The 18,311-nt window shown below is 39.9% G+C and carries 14 protein-coding genes; 12 read left to right on the top strand and 2 right to left on the bottom strand.

What is annotated here, in order from left to right:
- The first annotated feature begins 231 nt into the window (after window positions 1–231).
- Together HPT25_RS04170 and HPT25_RS04165 are read left to right on the top strand one after the other, a co-directional pair.
- Complete coding sequence (locus tag HPT25_RS04170) at window positions 232–4,614, top strand: bifunctional 2',3'-cyclic-nucleotide 2'-phosphodiesterase/3'-nucleotidase (RefSeq protein WP_173060356.1); 4,383 nt, start codon at window positions 232–234, stop codon at window positions 4,612–4,614.
- 199 nt (window positions 4,615–4,813) lie between these two features.
- Window positions 4,814–5,878: a glycosyltransferase family 4 protein gene (locus tag HPT25_RS04165; protein WP_173060353.1), complete on the top strand. Its 1,065-nt coding sequence runs from the start codon at window positions 4,814–4,816 to the stop codon at window positions 5,876–5,878.
- Between the two features lie 106 nt (window positions 5,879–5,984).
- Here the strand turns inward: HPT25_RS04165 and HPT25_RS04160 are convergent, their stop codons facing one another.
- Window positions 5,985–6,623: a YigZ family protein gene (locus tag HPT25_RS04160; RefSeq protein ID WP_173060350.1), complete on the bottom strand. Its 639-nt coding sequence runs from the start codon at window positions 6,621–6,623 to the stop codon at window positions 5,985–5,987.
- A 309-nt stretch (window positions 6,624–6,932) separates the two neighbouring features.
- Here HPT25_RS04160 and HPT25_RS04155 point away from each other — a divergent pair, with 309 nt between their 5' ends.
- The 8 genes from HPT25_RS04155 (at window position 6,933) to HPT25_RS04120 (ending at window position 15,240) form a co-directional block, all read left to right on the top strand.
- Window positions 6,933–8,078, top strand: a complete 1,146-nt coding sequence (locus HPT25_RS04155; protein WP_173060347.1) for a sensor histidine kinase — start codon at window positions 6,933–6,935, stop codon at window positions 8,076–8,078.
- A gap of 48 nt (window positions 8,079–8,126) precedes the next feature.
- Window positions 8,127–8,810 carry a response regulator gene (locus HPT25_RS04150; protein ID WP_173060344.1) on the top strand — a complete coding sequence of 228 codons (684 nt, stop codon included), beginning with the start codon at window positions 8,127–8,129 and terminating at the stop codon, window positions 8,808–8,810.
- 138 nt (window positions 8,811–8,948) lie between these two features.
- A complete protein-coding gene (locus HPT25_RS04145; RefSeq protein ID WP_173060341.1) occupies window positions 8,949–9,794 on the top strand; it encodes a fatty acid kinase binding subunit FakB in 846 nt (281 codons plus the stop codon).
- A gap of 495 nt (window positions 9,795–10,289) precedes the next feature.
- Window positions 10,290–11,651: an IS1182 family transposase gene (locus tag HPT25_RS04140; RefSeq protein WP_173060338.1), complete on the top strand. Its 1,362-nt coding sequence runs from the start codon at window positions 10,290–10,292 to the stop codon at window positions 11,649–11,651.
- A 77-nt stretch (window positions 11,652–11,728) separates the two neighbouring features.
- Window positions 11,729–12,142: a nuclease-related domain-containing protein gene (locus HPT25_RS04135; protein WP_173060335.1), complete on the top strand. Its 414-nt coding sequence runs from the start codon at window positions 11,729–11,731 to the stop codon at window positions 12,140–12,142.
- 347 nt (window positions 12,143–12,489) lie between these two features.
- Window positions 12,490–12,762: a hypothetical protein gene (locus HPT25_RS04130; protein ID WP_217269619.1), complete on the top strand. Its 273-nt coding sequence runs from the start codon at window positions 12,490–12,492 to the stop codon at window positions 12,760–12,762.
- Between the two features lie 224 nt (window positions 12,763–12,986).
- Window positions 12,987–14,501 (top strand): ATP-dependent helicase ComFA, encoded by a 1,515-nt coding sequence (locus HPT25_RS04125; protein ID WP_173060329.1) that lies wholly within the window; start codon window positions 12,987–12,989, stop codon window positions 14,499–14,501.
- Between the two features lie 103 nt (window positions 14,502–14,604).
- Window positions 14,605–15,240 (top strand): ComF family protein, encoded by a 636-nt coding sequence (locus HPT25_RS04120; RefSeq protein WP_376767907.1) that lies wholly within the window; start codon window positions 14,605–14,607, stop codon window positions 15,238–15,240.
- Between the two features lie 88 nt (window positions 15,241–15,328).
- Here the strand turns inward: HPT25_RS04120 and HPT25_RS04115 are convergent, their stop codons facing one another.
- Window positions 15,329–15,817: a spore coat protein gene (locus tag HPT25_RS04115; protein ID WP_173060327.1), complete on the bottom strand. Its 489-nt coding sequence runs from the start codon at window positions 15,815–15,817 to the stop codon at window positions 15,329–15,331.
- A gap of 264 nt (window positions 15,818–16,081) precedes the next feature.
- Between HPT25_RS04115 and hpf the strand changes: the two genes are divergently transcribed.
- Both hpf and HPT25_RS04105 read left to right on the top strand, forming a co-directional pair.
- Window positions 16,082–16,627 carry a ribosome hibernation-promoting factor, HPF/YfiA family gene (gene hpf, locus HPT25_RS04110; RefSeq protein WP_173060325.1) on the top strand — a complete coding sequence of 182 codons (546 nt, stop codon included), beginning with the start codon at window positions 16,082–16,084 and terminating at the stop codon, window positions 16,625–16,627.
- Between the two features lie 196 nt (window positions 16,628–16,823).
- The gene (locus HPT25_RS04105; protein ID WP_173060322.1) at window positions 16,824–18,287 is read left to right on the top strand and encodes a DUF5667 domain-containing protein; all 1,464 of its coding nucleotides are present in this window, start codon (window positions 16,824–16,826) and stop codon (window positions 18,285–18,287) included.
- Window positions 18,288–18,311 lie beyond the last annotated feature (24 nt).

Below are 18,311 nucleotides of genomic sequence, written 5' to 3'. Positions count from 1 at the left end.
GGCTCGCCAGTAGGCGAGTTTTCTTTATATGAGCTGGCATTTTCGGGCCTATGTTTCTTAACAATTATACTATTAAAATCTTTAATTCATTATTATTGGTAATTATATTAAATTCTACCATAATCAACATATTTAACAATTATTTTACAAAAAGTACTATTAAACTATAAAAAAAATTAGTAGAATAATAATGCAATACCAAACAAATATATGTTGAAGGGCGGTATGAGTGTGAAGAGAAAGATAAAGAGAAGCATGAAAAAACGCATGCTCAATGGCTCATTTGCCATCGCACTAGCTCTGGGAATGGTTCCCTTAAATGTTTTTCCGCAAGTGGCGAAAGCGGAAGGAACGGGGACGGCTGAGAGCACAGTAAAAATGCGCTTCCTTGAAACGACAGATCTGCATGACAACATCATGGACTACGATTATTACAAAGATGCACCCACCATTGAATTTGGCTTGGATCGCACAGCACAATTAATCCATCAAGCAAGAGCGGAAAAAGTCGATCCAAATAGCTCAAACAGCCCCACCTACGACCAAAACTCCATGTTATTTGATGCCGGCGATTTGCTTCAAGGAAATCCGATGGCTGACTACATAGCAAAAGTTAAAGGCCTCACTGCGAACGAAACTCACCCTGTATTTAAAGCTATGTCACTATTACATTATGATGCTGGAATTCCAGGAAACCATGAATTCAATTACGGTTTGGATTATTTAAACACCGCATTAAAGCATGTTCCATATGATTTTGTGAACGCTAACATTTATAAGGATGATCATGACAACGACCCTTCAAATGATCAAAACTACTTTAAGCCATATGACATTATTAAAAAAGTAGTGAAGGATGAAAACGGGGTTGAGCAAACGATCAAGGTTGGTGTGATTGGGTTTGCCCCGCCACAAATCATGAACTGGGACAAAGACAATTTAAAAGGGAAAGTCATTACAAAAGATATTGTAGAAACAGCTAAAAAGTTCATTCCTGAAATGAAGGCTGCGGGTGCAGATATCATTGTAGCCATTGCTCACTCCGGCTGCGATATTGCCGCTGACGGTCAGCAAGAGGCTGAAAATGCTGTTTACTCATTGTCGAAAGTACCTGGAATTGATGCCCTTCTATTTGGACATGCCCATGTTAATTTCCCAGGTGATACCCAGTTTAACGGAAAAGAAGGAATTGATAACGTAAATGGCCATATCAACAAAGTTCCGGCAATGGAAGCTGGCTTCTGGGGCAATAATCTTGGCGTAATGGACCTTGAATTGCAAAGGGTCAATGGCAAATGGCAGGTGACGAATTCAAAAGCTGCCCTGAGGCCTCTTACAAAAACAGTTAAGGACCAAAGCGGCAAAGATGTAAAGGTTGCTACAGTCGATGGGCCAGACCAGCAAATCGTTAATGCTGTAAAAGATGCTCACAATGCAACTCTGGATTATGTACGTGGTAAAATCGGTACAACAAGTGCTCCGATGTACAGCTATTTTGCCCAGGTACAAGATGATCCAACGATTCAAATCGTGAACAATGCCCAAACGGACTATGTGAAAAAATGGATTGCCAGCAAAAATCCTGAATTAAAGGATATCCCAATATTATCAGCAGGTGCGCCGTTTAAAGCCGGCGGAAGAAGCGGTCCATCTTACTATACGAATATTCCTGCTGGAGACCTTTCCATTAAGAGTGCCAATGACTTGTATTTGTATCCAAATACTTTAAAAGCGGTCGAAGTGGATGGCCAAACAGTAAGAGAATGGCTGGAAATGTCAGCAGGCCAATTTAACCAAGTTGACCCGAATAAAACGGAGCCGCAAAACATTATTAATGATACATTCCCATCTTATAATTTTGATGTCATTGATGGTGTGAAGTACCAAATTGATATTACTAAACCAGCCAGATATTCGAAAGACGGCGTTTTAATAAATCCTGATGCTCATCGAATTGTAAACTTAACAATGCCTGATGGCACTCCAATTAAGGATGATCAGAAATTTATTGTCGCAACCAACAACTACCGTGCCGGCGGGGGCGGTAACTTCCCTGGCTTAAAAGGCGGAACAGCAAAAGTTGTTGTCGATTCTCCTGATGAAAGCCGTCAAGTTTTAATTAACTATATCCAAGCAAAAGGAACAGTCAATCCGACTGCTGATGGAAACTGGAGACTTGCACCTGTGGGCGGAAAAGCTGTATTGCAATTCAATTCATCACCAGAAGCCAAGCAATATGCAAACGCATCGCCAAATCTGAAAGATGCAGGAGCAAATCCGGATGGCTCAGGTTTTGAGCGTTATACCATTGACCAAAATATTCATATCCAATTATTAGGAATCAATGATTTCCATGGACAACTTGATACTTGGAGAGCCATTAAAGATCAATCAGGAAAAGTAGTTGATTATTCAGGAGGAATCGAATATTTAGCTGCATACCTAAAACAAAGGGAAGCCAATAATCCAGCTAATACCTTAATGGTTCAAGCGGGTGACCTTGTTGGGGCAAGCCCTCCTGTTTCTGCTTTATTACAGGATGAACCTACTATTCGCTTTATGAACGAACTAGGCTTTGATGTAGGAACTGTCGGCAACCACGAATTTGATGAAGGGGTTGCAGAAATGAAACGTCTCATCTTTGGCGGAAGCAACCCGAAAACAGAAAAATATGAAGCAAAGTATGGCAAATTTACTGGATCGACCATGGATTATGTTGTCGCAAATGTCATTGATGAAAAAACAGGCAAGCCTATTCTGAATCCATATGTTATAAAAGAAGTGGGCGGCGTTAAGATTGGCTTTATCGGTGTCGTTACAACAGATACACCAAACATTGTGGTTCCTAGCGGTACTGCTGGGGTAAAGTTTACAGATGAAGTAGATGCCATAAATAAATACGCCAAAGAACTTGAAGATCAGGGCGTTAAGAATATTGTTGTTCTTGCCCACGATCCGGGAACATCCAATAATGACGGTACAAATGCAACAGGCAAAGTAGTGGACATGGCTAAAAAGATTGACCCAGAAGTTGACGTTATTTATGGTGCACATGACCATAAATACCTAAACACAACGGTTGATGGAAAGCTTTTAGTTCAATCCTGGTCATATGGAACAGCATTCTCAGATATTAATTTAACCATTGATCCATTAACGCAAAATATCATTGATAAAAAAGCAGAAATTGTGGATACACTTCACAGCAAAATAAAGCCGGATGCTCATATTAAAGCTGAGTTAGACAGCTACCAAGAAGATATTAAACCAATTGTTGGCCAAGTTGTAGGGAAAACGAAAGCTCCGATTACAAATGTAGCAAATGAGAGCGGCGAATCTGCCCTTGGCAACTTAATTGCGGATGGAATGCGTGCAGTAACCGGTACACAGCTGGCATTCATGAATTCAGGCGGAATCCGCAACCCGCTTCCACAAGGTACGATTACCTGGGGCGATCTATTTAAGGTTCAGCCTTTCGGAAATGATTTAGTTACGATGACGATCACAGGAGATCAAGTAAGAGCGTTGTTAAATCAACAATTCCAGACTGATAGTTACGGCAACCGTGTCAACAGAATCATGGCTATCTCAGGCCTTCGATACACTTGGAACGATCAAAAACCAATGGGAAGCAAAGTATTGGATATTTATCTTAATAATGGAAAACCAATTGATCCGAAAGCTGATTATACGATCACAGTCAACAACTTTATGGCAGATGGCGGCGATGGCTTTACTATTCTGAAATCCGGCAAAAATCGTGTGACCAATATGACGGATATAGACGGATTTGTGAAGTACTTTAAATCACTGCATCAGCCCGTAACGGCCAAAATAGAAGGGCGTATCATGAGTGATTCGGTGTTACAGCAGCCGGATGTTCTAATTACAAATCTAGATGATTATATTTCGGGCACTACTGAACCAGGTGCAAAGGTAGTGGCAAAAGCAGGAGGAAAAGTAATTGGCGAAGCAACAGCCAGTGAAAATGATGGCTATTTCGAGATTGAATTGGATCAGCCATTTGCCAAAGGTACGGTCGTAACACTCGATATTACAGATAAAGCAGGAAACAATAAATCATTCGATATTACCGTAAAAGCAGCAACTGGATGGATTTCCTTCGAAGATGAAAATGGCCACGTCATTTGGAAATATATCGATCCTAAAACAGAAAAATATGTAACAAATAAGTGGATCAAAGATATAGATGGCCTATGGTATCATTTTGACGAAGAGGGGATCATGCAAACCGGCTGGCTGCAAATTGATGGAAAAAAGTACTTGCTGGATGAAGATGGTGTTATGCTAACTGGCTGGCACAAAGAAGCAGGGAAGTGGTATTACTTTGATAAAGTAAATGGAAATATGAAGATCGGCTGGGCACAAGTTAATGGCAAATGGTACTATTTTGGGAAAACTGGCGTGATGCAAACTGGTTGGGTTAAGTTAGGGAATAAGTGGTATTTCTTGGCGAAATCAGGTGAAATGCAGATTGGCTGGTTGATTGTTAATAAAAAATGGTACTATTTATATACGGACGGACATATGGCAGTCAGCACGATTGTTAAGGGCAAGTATAAAATAGGAAACGACGGAACTTGGGTTAAGTAATCGTTTATAAGAAAGAAGCGATTTGCGGGAAATTTTTTCGCAAGCCGCTTCTTTTTGCTTTCTTATGGTCAATTTTTTATCACTTCAATAGAGCTTAAAATTATTCCTAAATAACACAAGTTTTTTCGAATTTTTACTATTAATAAGTAGTTTTCGTTTTATATTTAATGGACAAACTGACATCAAGGAGGATTTGTCCATGCTTTATCTTACCTTGATAGTATGTTTTGTGCTCTCCATTCTTATAACACCTCTGATAAAAAAACTAGCCTTCACCATTGGAGCTACGGATCGACCGAATCAGCGAAAGGTGCATCAGAAGATCATGCCAAGGCTTGGTGGTTTGGCTATCTATCTCAGCTTTATTGCAGGAATTGTCCTCCTAAGACCTGAAATTCAATCGGCAGGAGCGATTATACTTGGCTGCTCCATAATTGTCGTTACAGGTATTTGTGATGACATTTTTGAACTTCCTGCCAAAATAAAGCTGCTGGGGCAATTGATTGCTGCGGTTACTGTTGTTTTTGTTGGTGATTTGCAAGTGGTTTTTATCAATCTGCCGTTCGGAGGACAACTTGAGTTCGGTTTTTTGAGTATCCCATTAACCATTATTTGGATTGTTGGAATAACAAATGCCATTAACCTAATTGATGGACTTGACGGGCTCGCTGCAGGAGTATCCTCCATTGCGCTAATTACGATTTCCGGAATGGCGATGATTCAGGGGAACTTTTTTGTTGTAGCAGCAGGATTAATTCTCCTTGCCAGTACCCTTGGATTTTTAATTTATAATTTTCACCCGGCAAGCATTTTCATGGGAGACACCGGCGCCTTATTTTTAGGATTTATGATTTCCGTTTTATCTCTTCTAGGGTTTAAAAATGTTACATTTATTTCGTTTATTATTCCAGTTATCATTCTGGGCGTACCTATTTCCGATACGTTTTTTGCTATTCTAAGAAGAATCATCCATAAAAAGCCACTATCAGCACCAGACAAATCCCATCTGCATCATTGCATGCTGCGCATGGGGTTCTCCCACCGCCAGACTGTTTTGCTGATCTATGCGATGGCTGCCTTTTTTGGCCTGGTCGCGGTCATTTATTCCCAAGCCCGGCTCGGCGGTGCTTTGTTCTTAATTACGGTTGTCGTTGTCATAATCGAAATTATTGCAGAAAAAATTGGCCTTGTCGGCAGGGAGTATCGTCCATTATTAAATATCATGCAGACGTTGAGAGAATCAACCGTGAAAGACCGTTCATAATGTAATCATTGAAAAAAGGGACTCATGACGTGAGCCCCTTTCATTTTTTCTGGAATCCATTGTATTCTTTTTAAAGAACGATTATAATCATCTTCAAAGACACCATTTACTTTTGGTAATCTTCTTCTAAATAAACTGTTTTGCCCATTTTAATAGAACATTGTCCGTTCGTTAATTCGACTATCCAATCGGTGAATTCTTGTACCCGGCTTTCGTCAACGTATGTTTCAACTTCAACCGTATCCAAGTAATGAATTTCTTTCATTTTATTATCGGAAGCTCGAATTTCCTTTTCAATTTTCCCTAGCCAGGTGTAATCGATATTCACATGGACGATTTGCGTCAGTCTTCGTTCGACAATTCCGGTGGCATCCAAACCTTCAGATGCAGCCTTTCCGTAAGCACGAATCAGTCCGCCGGCGCCCAATTTTATTCCGCCATAGTAACGAGTAACGACTACAACGGTATCCTTCAGGTTTCTTTTTTTCAAAACTTCGAGAATGGGAACACCGGCCGTGCCGCTTGGTTCACCATCATCGTTCGCTTTTTGAATCTGATCATGCTCTCCAATTATATAGGCGGAGCAGTTGTGGGTGGCGTCCCAATGCTGTTTCTTTATCATCTGAATGAATTCCTGTGCCTCCTGTTCTGACTCTGCTCTTTGGACATGCGCAATAAAACGTGATTTTTGTATTGTAATTTCATGTTCACCGAAAGTTTTTACAGTATAATAATAGGGTAGCATTTTAGGCCCTCCTTTTTCGCTAGTCCTAAAGATATAAATGATTTTTCATAATGATTTTCTCATCAGGAAATAATTTTTTAAAAAAATTTCTGTAATATACCTTTAATATGGATGTAAAGTTCGAATGGTATAATGAGCATTATGTAGGAATTGTTTTTTATAGTAGGAAAGGAGTAGAGCCCTCCTATTAGTAGTATACTACTTTTTTCCGAAAATGAGGGGGTTGTTGTTTTTCCAATAGCAAAATCTCTTCATTGGAGTTAAACTAGGTTTAAAAGCCTAAAGGGGAAAAATCAGATCCCTGGAGGAATGGAAATGAATCAGATGAAAGTAAAGTCGATTGATGAAATTCGTGAGGAAATGATTGATACCGTTACTTGCTCCAAAAGTGATATTTTTCAGATTAGCGAGCAATGCCGGCAAGATTATGAAAACATTAAAAATGATTTAACGAATATCAGGCAAACCATGGTGAAGTTGAACGAAGAAGGAGATCAGCTTGAGGAAGAACTTCATCAAGCAAGAGCCAAACTGTCAGAAGTAAGTATGAGCTTTAAAAATTATTCTGAGGAGCAGGTTCGCGATGCCTACGAAAAAGCTCATCAGCTGCAGATGGATCTTTCGATTAATTTGCAGTTTAAAAAGCAGCTTTTCGAGAAGAGAAACGACCTGGAGCATAGATTAATTAAATTATTTGAAACGATTGAGCGTGCTGACCAGCTCATCTCGCAAATTTCTGTTGTCATGAATTATTTGCAGAGTGATTTGAAGCAGTTCGGCAAAGCGTTTGAGACAGCCAAAGCAAAGCAGGACCTTGGTTTGAAAATTATTGAGGCCCAGGAAGAAGAGCGGAGACGGCTTTCACGTGAAATTCACGACGGACCGGCACAAATGCTCGCTAATGTCATCGTCCGTTCCGATTTAGTGGAACGGGTATTCCGGGAAAAAGGTCCAGAAGAAACTTTTTCTGAAATACAAAGCTTTAAAAAGATGGTTCGTTCTGCATTATATGAGGTTCGGCGCATTATTTATGATTTACGGCCAATGGCATTAGATGATTTAGGCCTTGTTCCAACCCTCAGAAAATACTTGAGAACGATCGAAGAATATCATAACAATTCAATTATTGAATTTATGAATATTGGCTCAGAAGAACGCCGGCTCCCTGCTAAGTATGAGGTTGCGTTATTCCGGCTGATTCAGGAATCTGTACAAAATGCGCTAAAGCATGCAAATGCCAGTGAAATTAAAGTAAGATTAGAGATAACCAATTCTGCTGTAACGGTTTTGATTAAAGACAACGGGGTCGGCTTTGACCTCAGTCAAAAGAAGCCGGACTCTTTTGGAATCATTGGGATGAGAGAGCGGGTTGACCTCCTTGATGGCGAAATCACATTTACTTCTAAAATCGGTAAAGGAACTGCAGTTAATATTTATGTTCCATTGATCAGCTAAAGAAGGTTCTCCATGTTGAAAATTTTCGAAAGATGAGGGGTGTAACCATTGAATACTAAAATTGCAATTATTGATGATCACCAACTTTTTAGAGAAGGTGTTAAAAGAATACTAGAATTTGAAAAGTCATTCCAGGTTGTTGCCGAAGGGGATGACGGAAGTGAAACTCTTAGCATTGTGGAAGAACACCACCCAGATGTGGTAATTATGGATATCAACATGCCGCAAATGAATGGCATTGAGGCAACTCGAGAATTAATTGAACAATTTCCTAATACGAAAGTGATTATTCTTTCCATCCACGACGATGAAAATTATGTAACCCATGCCCTAAAAACAGGGGCAAGCGGTTATTTGCTAAAAGAAATGGATGCAGATGCACTGATAGAAGCAGTTCGTGTTGTGGCCGAGGGCGGTTCCTACTTACATCCAAAGGTAACGCATAATTTGGTTAACGAGTACCGGAAGCTGGCAGCAGGCGTTTCCCGCGGCGGCGGCTATGTGCAAACCGTCGAAATTCGCCGTCCGCTTCACTTATTGACACGCCGCGAATGCGAAGTTCTGCAAATGCTGGCAGATGGAAAAAGCAACCGCGGAATCGGTGAGGCGCTCTATATAAGTGAAAAAACAGTAAAAAACCATGTTTCCAATATCCTGCAAAAAATGAATGTAAACGACCGTACCCAAGCCGTAGTTGTTGCCATCAAAAATGGCTGGGTAGAAGTTCGTTAATATTATTGGCTAAGAGCACGCAAATGAACTGCGTGCTCTTTTTGCATGTAAAAAACATTTTTTACATGATAATGCATTTTCATGTTGTTTCATATAAAATATATTTGATAGAAAAATGATAAGGATGGATACCCATTTATGAAAACGGCAATTGTCACGGATAGTACCGCGTACATACCGAATGAAATTCGAGAAAAATACCATATTCATATGATTCCTTTAAATGTCATATTTGGCAATGAAGTATACCAGGAAGAAGTAGATATCTCCGCAAGTGAGTTTTATACGGAAGTAAAACATAGAGATCTCCCAAAAACATCACAGCCCCCAATTGGCCAGTTTGTCGAGCTGTTTGAAAGTCTCGCTAAAGAATATGATGCTGTCATCAGCATTCATCTATCCAGCGGAATCAGCGGCACCTACCAAGGCGCAGTCTCTGCCGGCACAATGGTCGAAGGCATTAAGGTCTATGCATTTGATTCCGAAATCAGCTGTATGGTACAAGGCTTTTATGCCATTGAATCAGCGGAGCTGGCCTTAAAGGGAGAGGATCCATTGGCGATTATTGCTCATTTGGAAGAATTGAAAAAAACAGCCCGCGCTTATTTTATGGTCGACGACTTGTCTCATCTCCAGCGCGGCGGCCGCTTATCAGGTGCTGCTGCTTTCTTCGGCAGCTTGCTCCAGGTTAAACCGCTTCTGCATTTTGTCGACAAAGTCATCGTTCCATTTGAAAAAATCCGCACCCGCAAAAAAGCGTTGAAACGGATATCCGACTTACTTGGCGAAGATGCCTTGAGCGGCGGTGAATACCGGGCTGTTGTCATCCACGCCAATCGCGAGGAAGAAGCAAAAGAGTGGAAGACTGAGCTCGAAGCCTTATATCCAAACGTCGAATTCGCCGTCAGCTACTTCGGTCCTGTTATCGGCACCCACCTCGGAGAAGGCGGCATGGGAATGGGCTGGATGAAGAAAATTAACTAATTTTATTTGAAACGACTCTGTCCTGCAGGATGGGGCGTTTTTTATTTACTGTCGGAACCAACAAGCTTGGCGAAAATAAACAAAAAGGGGATGGCGGAAATAAGGTCGAGGAACTATCAGAAAAAAGTAAATAAAAGGGCAATGGCGGAAAAGTTGAATAGATTGGCGGAAAAAGTCCGGAGTTTGGCGGAAAAACCAGCCAACTCGGCGGAAAACTCGCCGATTAAAATCAGATAAAATACAGGATTCATTTCTTAAAAAGGTGTTGAAATAAACTCATAAAAAAATCGACAAATAAGAAGGAAATTCTACATCACATGTAGAATCTTTTTTTAAAACAAACAGAAGGAGTGATAAATCAATTGGTTGAATCAATTTCAAAAATCTGAGCCCTACGGGCTCAAGGCTTTTAAACACCAAAAAAAGGAGTACCTCCCCAAAATGTCTAAATAAGTAAGCACCACACAAACTTATAAGACTGGAGGAAGACTCCCTATGGCTATTATAAGACAAGGAAGCCTATTTGGACTACAAGAATTATACGATTTAGAACCTACCCATCGTTTTGAAGCTGTTTTTTCTGCTATCAACATTGAACCAATCTTCTCTGTGGTAACGAAGAAATCTCGTTTTGGTAGACCTGTTGAACTGAACTATGCAGCTATGATTTACTCTTTAGTTGCCCGATTAATGGAACGAATTCCTTTTATTAAAGATTTGGTGATGAGATTAAAAAATGACATGGTTTTCCGTCTAGACTGCGGATTTTTGGTTTCTGATACTGTACCTTCAGAAGCAGCTTATTCAAGAATGGTGACAATCCTCAGTGAATCTAACGTTCTTGAAAAGGTTAAGGAAACGATTCTTTATCAAGCCATTACAGAAGGATTTGTCACTGATGATACAGTAGCTCTTGATGCCACACACTTTGAAGCAAAAGATCAGGCACCTCAAAAAGAGGAAAAACCAAAAAACGAACCTAAGAAACGTGGGCGTAAATCGAAAGAAGAAAGAGAACAATGGTTGATTGAAAAAGCTGATCGCGAAACCAATCTACCTCTTTTTGAAAAGAAAATTGAAGAACAGTTAGACGTTACTTTAGATCATCTTCGTGCTGAAATTCCCAAAAACCCTGAGTGGGGTGTAAAGAAAAACAGCGAAGGAAAGAACGTATTTTGGTATGGATATAAGGCTCATTTAGCTGTTGGAACAAAAAGCCAATATATTCTTCAATCGCTTTTCTCTTCTGGTAATTTGAATGACGGAAAGGCTGCGATTCCTTTATTAAAAGGAATTCAAGAGCGTGTTCAACTTTCAACTTTACGGTACCATACGATGGATGCTGGGTATGATTACGAACCGATTTATGAACAAATTCACCGGATGGGTCACCAATCTGTTATTGCCTATAACAAGCGTAATGAACCTGAGATAGAAGGTTTTGATAAACATTTCGCCCCCACTTGTTTCCGGGAACACTCGTATCGATATGATAGTTTCGATCCGAAATACAAAACTCTCAAATATACACATCCAAAAGAATGTAAAAATTGCCCTTTAGCCAATGAGGGTATTTGCCAAAAGACCTATAAAATAAAAATCACGACAGATCTTCGAAAATATACAGCACCGGCCCGTGGTTCGAAAGCTTGGAAAACTGTCTTTAAACGACGTACCGCTGTGGAACGTGTGAATGCTTATCTCAAGTTATACTTTCAACTAGACAATGTTCGTTATCGAACAGGAAAGCGTGCCAAAGTTCATTTTGACTTAGTCACCTTAGTTTATAATGCCTCAAAATTAGCAGTTGATCGTATCAGAAAAATGTTAGAATGCCCGCAACAACAAGTAGCGTAGTTTTAAAAAATTGAATAAGTCCCGTTAGGGACAATCTAGACTTTTTTAAAAAAGGAAATTATGAAATTGATTCGGTTATGAAAGAATTAACCTTACCGCAGCGTTTATTTTTGCTGGAGATTATAAGAAAACGTCTGGTTAATGGTTGTATTAAATATCAAGACATTGAAAAAGACCTAGCTAAAAGATGGGCTGGATACTGGGGAGAATTTGCCCTAGCTAATTACGTTAAAGAACTTCCAAACGATCAATATTACATCTTCCACGACCTCCAACTGCAAATTAATGGCATACACTTTCAAATCGATACTCTCCTCCTCTCTCGAAACTATATCCTAATTATTGAAGCAAAGAATATTATGGCAACCTTGATATTTGACAATACATTCCATCAATTGATCCGAAAAAATGAGGATGGAAAGGAAGAAACCTACGAAGACCCGCGTGTTCAGTGCCAGCGCATCCTTTCTTTATTAAAGGTTCTGTTATAGCTGAATGTTGATTTCACTGTGTTTGAAAAATAAACGGTAAAATTCCGTTTAAATTGGGAAATACTCCTATTTCCTTAAAAATAAAGGAAGTTTTTCCTTGTATATTATCCAAATCTGTGGTTTTTGTCATATTTAGAGCAGTTAATCGGAATACCTCCGCTTATATCTGCTTCTTAAACTTCTACTTTATACATTAGCCGGAAATTCTCCGCTTATGAATTCTCGTACCTACACGAAAATCAACAATGAATAATAACAGAGCCTTATTAAAAAGATGGTTGATTAAAAATGGATGTAATCTTCTGCCAATGGATTACCTGATTTTTTTTAAGAGCACCAATACTATTTTGAAATCAAATCATGCTCATGCGGATTTCAGCAAAATATGCAAGGGGAGAGAGGTTTTAAATAAGATTGAAAATCTTGAAAAACAATTTCCACAAGAAAAAGTAGATAAAAAGGCCTTAAACAAAATGGCTAAGCTGATTCTCAGCCAGCATAGCCCGAAATCGATTAAAATATTAGCGGAATATAAGCTTTCAAAAAATGATATTCAGAGCGGCGTTTGCTGCCCGAATGAAAATTGCCTTCATATACCGATGAATTATAAAAGAGGTTAATGGATTTGCCCCGCCTGTCATAGTTCTTCAAAAGAGGCTCATTTAGAGGCGCTCCATGACAATTTCCATATATTTAAACCAACCATAACAAGTTCAGAATTTCGCAATTTTTTACATCTTCCAACCGAAGATATTGCTCAAAAATTTTTATACAGATTAAACCTGCCCAAGACAGGAAAAACAAAAGGAAGGGTATATCAATTAAGTCCGAAGAAGGGGATCATATGCGCTTCATCATAACTGAAAATAAGTTGATTCCAAGCCATTCAAACGAAGATTCATTGAAAATCTCGGAAATTCCATCGATCTCACAGCCGCAAATAAACCCACACTTCACCTACAACCAAGAATTGCAACATCTCCTAACCGGTAAACAAATTCTCCTAGAAGATATTCCACACCCCTTTGAAGAAATCCATACACATTATGAAAACGGATATATAACTTACCGTAAAGGAATAGAATACATAGGCAAAAAGCCCATCTGCAACCGCTGCGGCACAAAAAGTCCGAAATGGTTTGCCGCCTATCCGTGTGCCAGGTGCGGGGAAACCTGCCTCTATTGCCGAAAATGTCTCATGATGGGAAGAATCAGTGAATGCACCACGCTAATTGGCTGGAACGGCTCAGAGCCATCCTATGCGGAAATGGTGAATAACACCATACAAACCAGTTCTCCCGAAAAGCTTCTCGCATGGCAGGGAGCGCTGTCGGAAGGGCAAAAAGCAGCATCGAACAATGTAGTTAAAGCAATTCGAGATAATCAGGAGTACTTAGTATGGGCTGTTTGCGGCGCAGGAAAAACGGAGGTACTTTTTGCTGGGATTGAAGCAGCCCTTTTAGCAAAGAAAAGGGTCTGTATTGCAACTCCGAGGACAGATGTAGTTTTGGAGCTTACACCTAGGCTAAGGGAGGTCTTTCCCCGCACAACGATTGCATCCTTATATGGGGGCAGCGAAGACCGCCACCTTTTTGCGCCATTAACCATTGCCACAACGCACCAGCTTCTCCGTTTCTATCATGCCTTTGATACCATTATTTTAGATGAGGTCGATGCCTTTCCATATACAGTAGAGGAGTCGTTAAAACATGCGGCGATACAGGCTCGTAAACCCGTGTCAGCGATGATCTATCTAACTGCCACTCCCAATGAAAAGTGGCAGTTCGAGTGCCGCACTGGCAAACGGGCTTTTACAACGATTCCAGCCCGTTTCCATCGACATCCGCTGCCTATCCCTAATTTTTCCTGGTGCGGAAACTGGCAAAAGCAGTTAAACAAAAACAAACTACCAGCAATTGTCCTAAATTGGGTTAAAGATCGCATTCAAACAGGCATGCAAAGCTTAATCTTTTTTCCGCATATCCCTTTAATGGAAAAAGCGCTCCCCATTCTCCGCCAGTTCACACCTGATATCGTGGCAGTTCATGCTGCGGATCCTAAGCGAAAAGAGAAGGTGCAAATGATGCGCTCCAAAGAAATTACGATCCTTTTAACTACAACCATCTTGGAGCGTGGCGTAACGTTTCCAAATATTGATGTTGCTGTGGTAGGGTCAGAAGATCAAATTTTTACTGAAAGTGCTCTTGTTCAAATTGCCGGTAGAGCGGGAAGAAGCAAAGATTTCCCAAAAGGAAATGTTACATTTTTTCATTATGGGAAAACAGAAGAAATGGTAAAAGCACGGAAGCAAATTATGACGATGAACCGGGAAGGGGTTAAGCGAGGATTAATCGATTAAATCAAATCAGGAGGTGGAAAAACTGAATATTTTCCCACAAGACTTCTGTTTAATTTGTTTTCAGCCAATCCGGTCACCTATCGGCTGGAAATCCATATTTTCAATGGACAAAAAGTTGTATATTTGCCAAGACTGTTTGAAAAAGATGGAACCAATCACTGGAGAGACATGTAAAATTTGCAGTCGGAAATTACAATGTTTGGATGAAAAATTTCGCAGTGGGGATTTATGCTATGACTGCTTCCGCTGGGAAAATGATGAAAATTGGCGCGGCCTTCTAACTAAAAACCATTCTTTGTTTCTTTATAATGATTTTTTAAAAGAAGTGATTGCCCGCTTTAAGTTTCGCGGGGATTATATTCTTGTTAAGGTTTTTATTGAATTTTTCAAAAAGAAGTTAGGAGAATTGGAGGCTGACATTTTTGTTCCAATCCCTTTAAGCAAAGAACGGCTATATGAATGCGGTTTTAATCAGGCAGCGGCGTTATTAAAAGAATCCGATCTCCCTGAATCGGAAATCCTAACCCGAACCCATTCGGAAAAACAATCGAAGAAATCTAGAGATGATCGGATTCATCTCCGGCAAATATTCCAATTGAAACCTAGTTTTCCATTTCAGGGAAAAAGGGTAATCCTTATTGACGATATCTACACAACAGGCTCTACATTGCGTCAAGCTGCCAAACTGCTAAAAGATGCCGGTGCAGAACGGGTGGAATCCGTGACAATTGCGAGATAGTCACGGTGTCAGGCACCACAACCACGTTGTCAGGCACCACGGTCATCAAAGTCAAAAAGGCGGCATATAAAAATGTCCGCCTTGTATTTTACATATTCAGGGCTGTTTGGGCCATCTCCATGTCGTGGCCGAGCAGGTGTCCTAGGTCATATGCTGGGTAATAGCCATGCCTATGCATGTAGTTAAAGACTCTTTCATGGCCATGAATAGCTCCCATTAATTGGTTAGTTAAGGTCTTTCTTAAGGCAGGAGTGGCTGTTTCAGTGATGGCACCCGCAAGATTTCGCACCAGCGTTTTGGATAGTCCAAGAAGATCACCGGCGAAAAACCCCATATCTTGACGAGATTCATCATCACGGGGCTGAAATCCTTGGGCCGATGGATAAAATCGCAATAATTCTTTAAGGTTGCCTTCAAGGTCATGAATAGATTTTCGATAAAGCTCCTTTAATTCGGAATCTGTAACCTGATTAATCGACATTTTTAACTTCATTAACCCAATTGATTGGAAGGCAACCAATTCATGCAATTCCAGTGTCTCATGCCAGGCAAGCGGTTTTCTTTCTTCTTGAGTCATTGATTGGGCATCCTCCTTCAATTTCACATCGGTTTACCTTATTCAGAGAGTATTTACACGGGAAATTGTCCTGAGAAAAAAATGGGTAAACATTAATTTTAACAAAAATATCCAAATGTTATCAAAGATAACAGAGTAATTGACACTATTATCCCGATGGTTTTGTCAATAAATCGACAAAAAATTTATCCTGACTTAGCAGGATTATCATAGGGTAAAATAGAAATGTAAATACATAGCCTTAATAAAAGGAGGAGTCCACAAATGAACTATAACGTGCGTGGCGAAAACATTGAGGTAACTCCAGCAATCAGAGAATATGTGGAAAAGAAAATTTCTAAATTGGATCGCTATTTAACGGAAGCACCTGATTCCAAAGTAAATGTGAATCTTAGATTCAATCAAGATAAAACATCGAAGGTAGAGGTAACCATTCCGCTGCCACACTTGGTTTTACGTGCTGAAGAAACCAATGTAGATATGTATGCAGCGATTGACCTGATTACAGATAAGTTAGAAAGACAGATCCGTAAGCACAAAACAAAGGTTAACCGCAAATTCCGTGATAAAGGAAACTTTCCAATCACATTTACAACTTCTGATCAAACAGAAATTCATGAGGAAGATGACGATCTTGAAGTAGTCCGTACTAAGCGCTTTGACCTAAAGCCTATGGACAGTGAAGAAGCTATCTTACAAATGAACATGCTGGGACATAATTTTTATGTATTTACCAATTCCGACACAAATCGGACAAATGTTGTTTACAAACGTAAAGATGGCCGTTATGGCTTAATCGAAGCTCATTAATATTAAGGCTATGTGAAAGCCGTTCCGTTTCTATATTCGGAGCGGCTTTTTTCTTGCATTAAAATTGATTTCCACTCCCGATTGAGGTAAAAGGGATTTTTTTACCAAATATATTTTTTTCTCCACACCGACATAAAGTGATTTTTATCGACGTAGTCTTTAAGTGAAAAATTACTTTATCAGGGGGAATCATTCTATGAAACGCAGAAAAATTGTACATGTAGTAACTAGCAGCGTGCTGGCATCATCCGTTATTTTCTCATTAGGTGCAGGAGCAGCCTTCGCAGATACAAACACAACAACTGGGACAACGACTAATACAACTAGTTCCCCTGTGGATCAAACGCAAAGCGGAACTTCAACAACCACTACAGCTACAACTTCAGCTCAAACACAAAGCACAACTGGAAGCACTACAGGCACTGACCAAACACAAAGCACAACTGGAAGCACTACAGGCACTGACCAAACACAAAGCACAACTGGAAGCACTACAGGCACTGACCAAACACAAAGCACAACTGGAAGCACTACAGGCACTAACCAAACGCAAAGCACAACCGGAACCAGCACAGGTACGAGCCAAACACAATCTGGTACAACTGGAACTCAAAGTACTTCTACTACAGACCAAAACACAAGTGGAACAAATACGCCATCACTTGTTCCTGGCGATTTCTTCTACTTTGTTAAAACTATGATGGAAAAAATTCAATTAGCGTTTACATTTAATGATACAAAAAAGGCGCAGCTTTTGGCTGATTTTGCGGCTGAACGTATTGCCGAAGCAAACGTATTAATCTCACAAGGGAAAACAGCAGAGGCAGAACAGACATTAAAAGATGCTATTGCAACTCAAGAACAAGCTAGCCAACAACTTTCTAATGCACAAGGCACACAAAATAACAGCACTCAAAACCAGACAACACAAACGGGTCAAACGGACAGTACTCAAAGCCAAACAACACAAACAGGTCAAACTGGCAGTACACAAATTCAAACTCAAACAACTCAATCTGGCAGCACTGACAGCCAAACAGCTGATCAACCAGCTACAAAAGTAGAAAACAAGCTTGCACATAACATTGATGCGCTATTAGCGGCATTACAGCATGTTAAAAATCCAACTGCACAGAAAGCTCTTATGAAAAACATTCAAAAGTCATTTGCTAAGTTAGATAAGAAGCTTGGAAAAATGAATAGTGATCTTGCTCAAAAATTACAAGATGTTGAGGACCAATCAGCTAACGGACAAGTTTCCGATGACGCTTCAAAAGATGATAATGCCCGAGCTGATGATCAGAACGAAACAACAGATGTTAAAGATAATACAAATGCAACAGTCAATACTTCAACAACAACTGAAGCAGATGACCAGAAGGATCAAGAAAACCAAACTCAAACTGTGAAAAAACATCAAGAAGGATCTACTAGTCATGCAGCAAATCAACCAAAAGAAGTACAAAAAGCCGTGGAAAAGCATACTGAAGCAGCTCAACAAACAGTAGGAAAACATTCAGAAGTAGCTCAAAAGGCAATTGAAAAACAAACTGAAGCAGCTCAAAAAGAAAATGAAGACCATCAGAACGGTTCAAAAGAAGAACACGGAAATCATAATGGCAAAGGCCATGGCAATGACAATGGAAATGAAAATGACTAAATGATGTGAAAAAAGTGCAGCTGA

It is taken from the genome of Neobacillus endophyticus, from assembly GCF_013248975.1.
Taxonomy (GTDB): Bacteria; Bacillota; Bacilli; order Bacillales; family Cytobacillaceae; genus Neobacillus; species Neobacillus endophyticus.
Note: the sequence above shows the minus strand (reverse complement) of the source record. Positions and strands in the feature narration are given on the sequence as shown.

Excerpts from the sequence above, each read along its gene's own strand:
- HPT25_RS04165 (WP_173060353.1), top strand. The coding sequence starts at position 4,814 with ATGCTTTATCTTACCTTGATAGTATGTTTTGTGCTCTCCATTCTTATA.
- HPT25_RS04160 (WP_173060350.1), bottom strand. The coding sequence starts at position 6,623 with ATGCTACCCTATTATTATACTGTAAAAACTTTCGGTGAACATGAAATT.
- HPT25_RS04155 (WP_173060347.1), top strand. The coding sequence starts at position 6,933 with ATGGAAATGAATCAGATGAAAGTAAAGTCGATTGATGAAATTCGTGAG.
- HPT25_RS04145 (WP_173060341.1), top strand. The coding sequence starts at position 8,949 with ATGAAAACGGCAATTGTCACGGATAGTACCGCGTACATACCGAATGAA.
- HPT25_RS04140 (WP_173060338.1), top strand. The coding sequence starts at position 10,290 with ATGGCTATTATAAGACAAGGAAGCCTATTTGGACTACAAGAATTATAC.
- HPT25_RS04135 (WP_173060335.1), top strand. The coding sequence starts at position 11,729 with ATGAAAGAATTAACCTTACCGCAGCGTTTATTTTTGCTGGAGATTATA.
- HPT25_RS04125 (WP_173060329.1), top strand. The coding sequence starts at position 12,987 with ATGCGCTTCATCATAACTGAAAATAAGTTGATTCCAAGCCATTCAAAC.
- HPT25_RS04120 (WP_376767907.1), top strand. The coding sequence starts at position 14,605 with ATGGACAAAAAGTTGTATATTTGCCAAGACTGTTTGAAAAAGATGGAA.
- HPT25_RS04115 (WP_173060327.1), bottom strand. The coding sequence starts at position 15,817 with ATGACTCAAGAAGAAAGAAAACCGCTTGCCTGGCATGAGACACTGGAA.
- hpf (WP_173060325.1), top strand. The coding sequence starts at position 16,082 with ATGAACTATAACGTGCGTGGCGAAAACATTGAGGTAACTCCAGCAATC.
- HPT25_RS04105 (WP_173060322.1), top strand. The coding sequence starts at position 16,824 with ATGAAACGCAGAAAAATTGTACATGTAGTAACTAGCAGCGTGCTGGCA.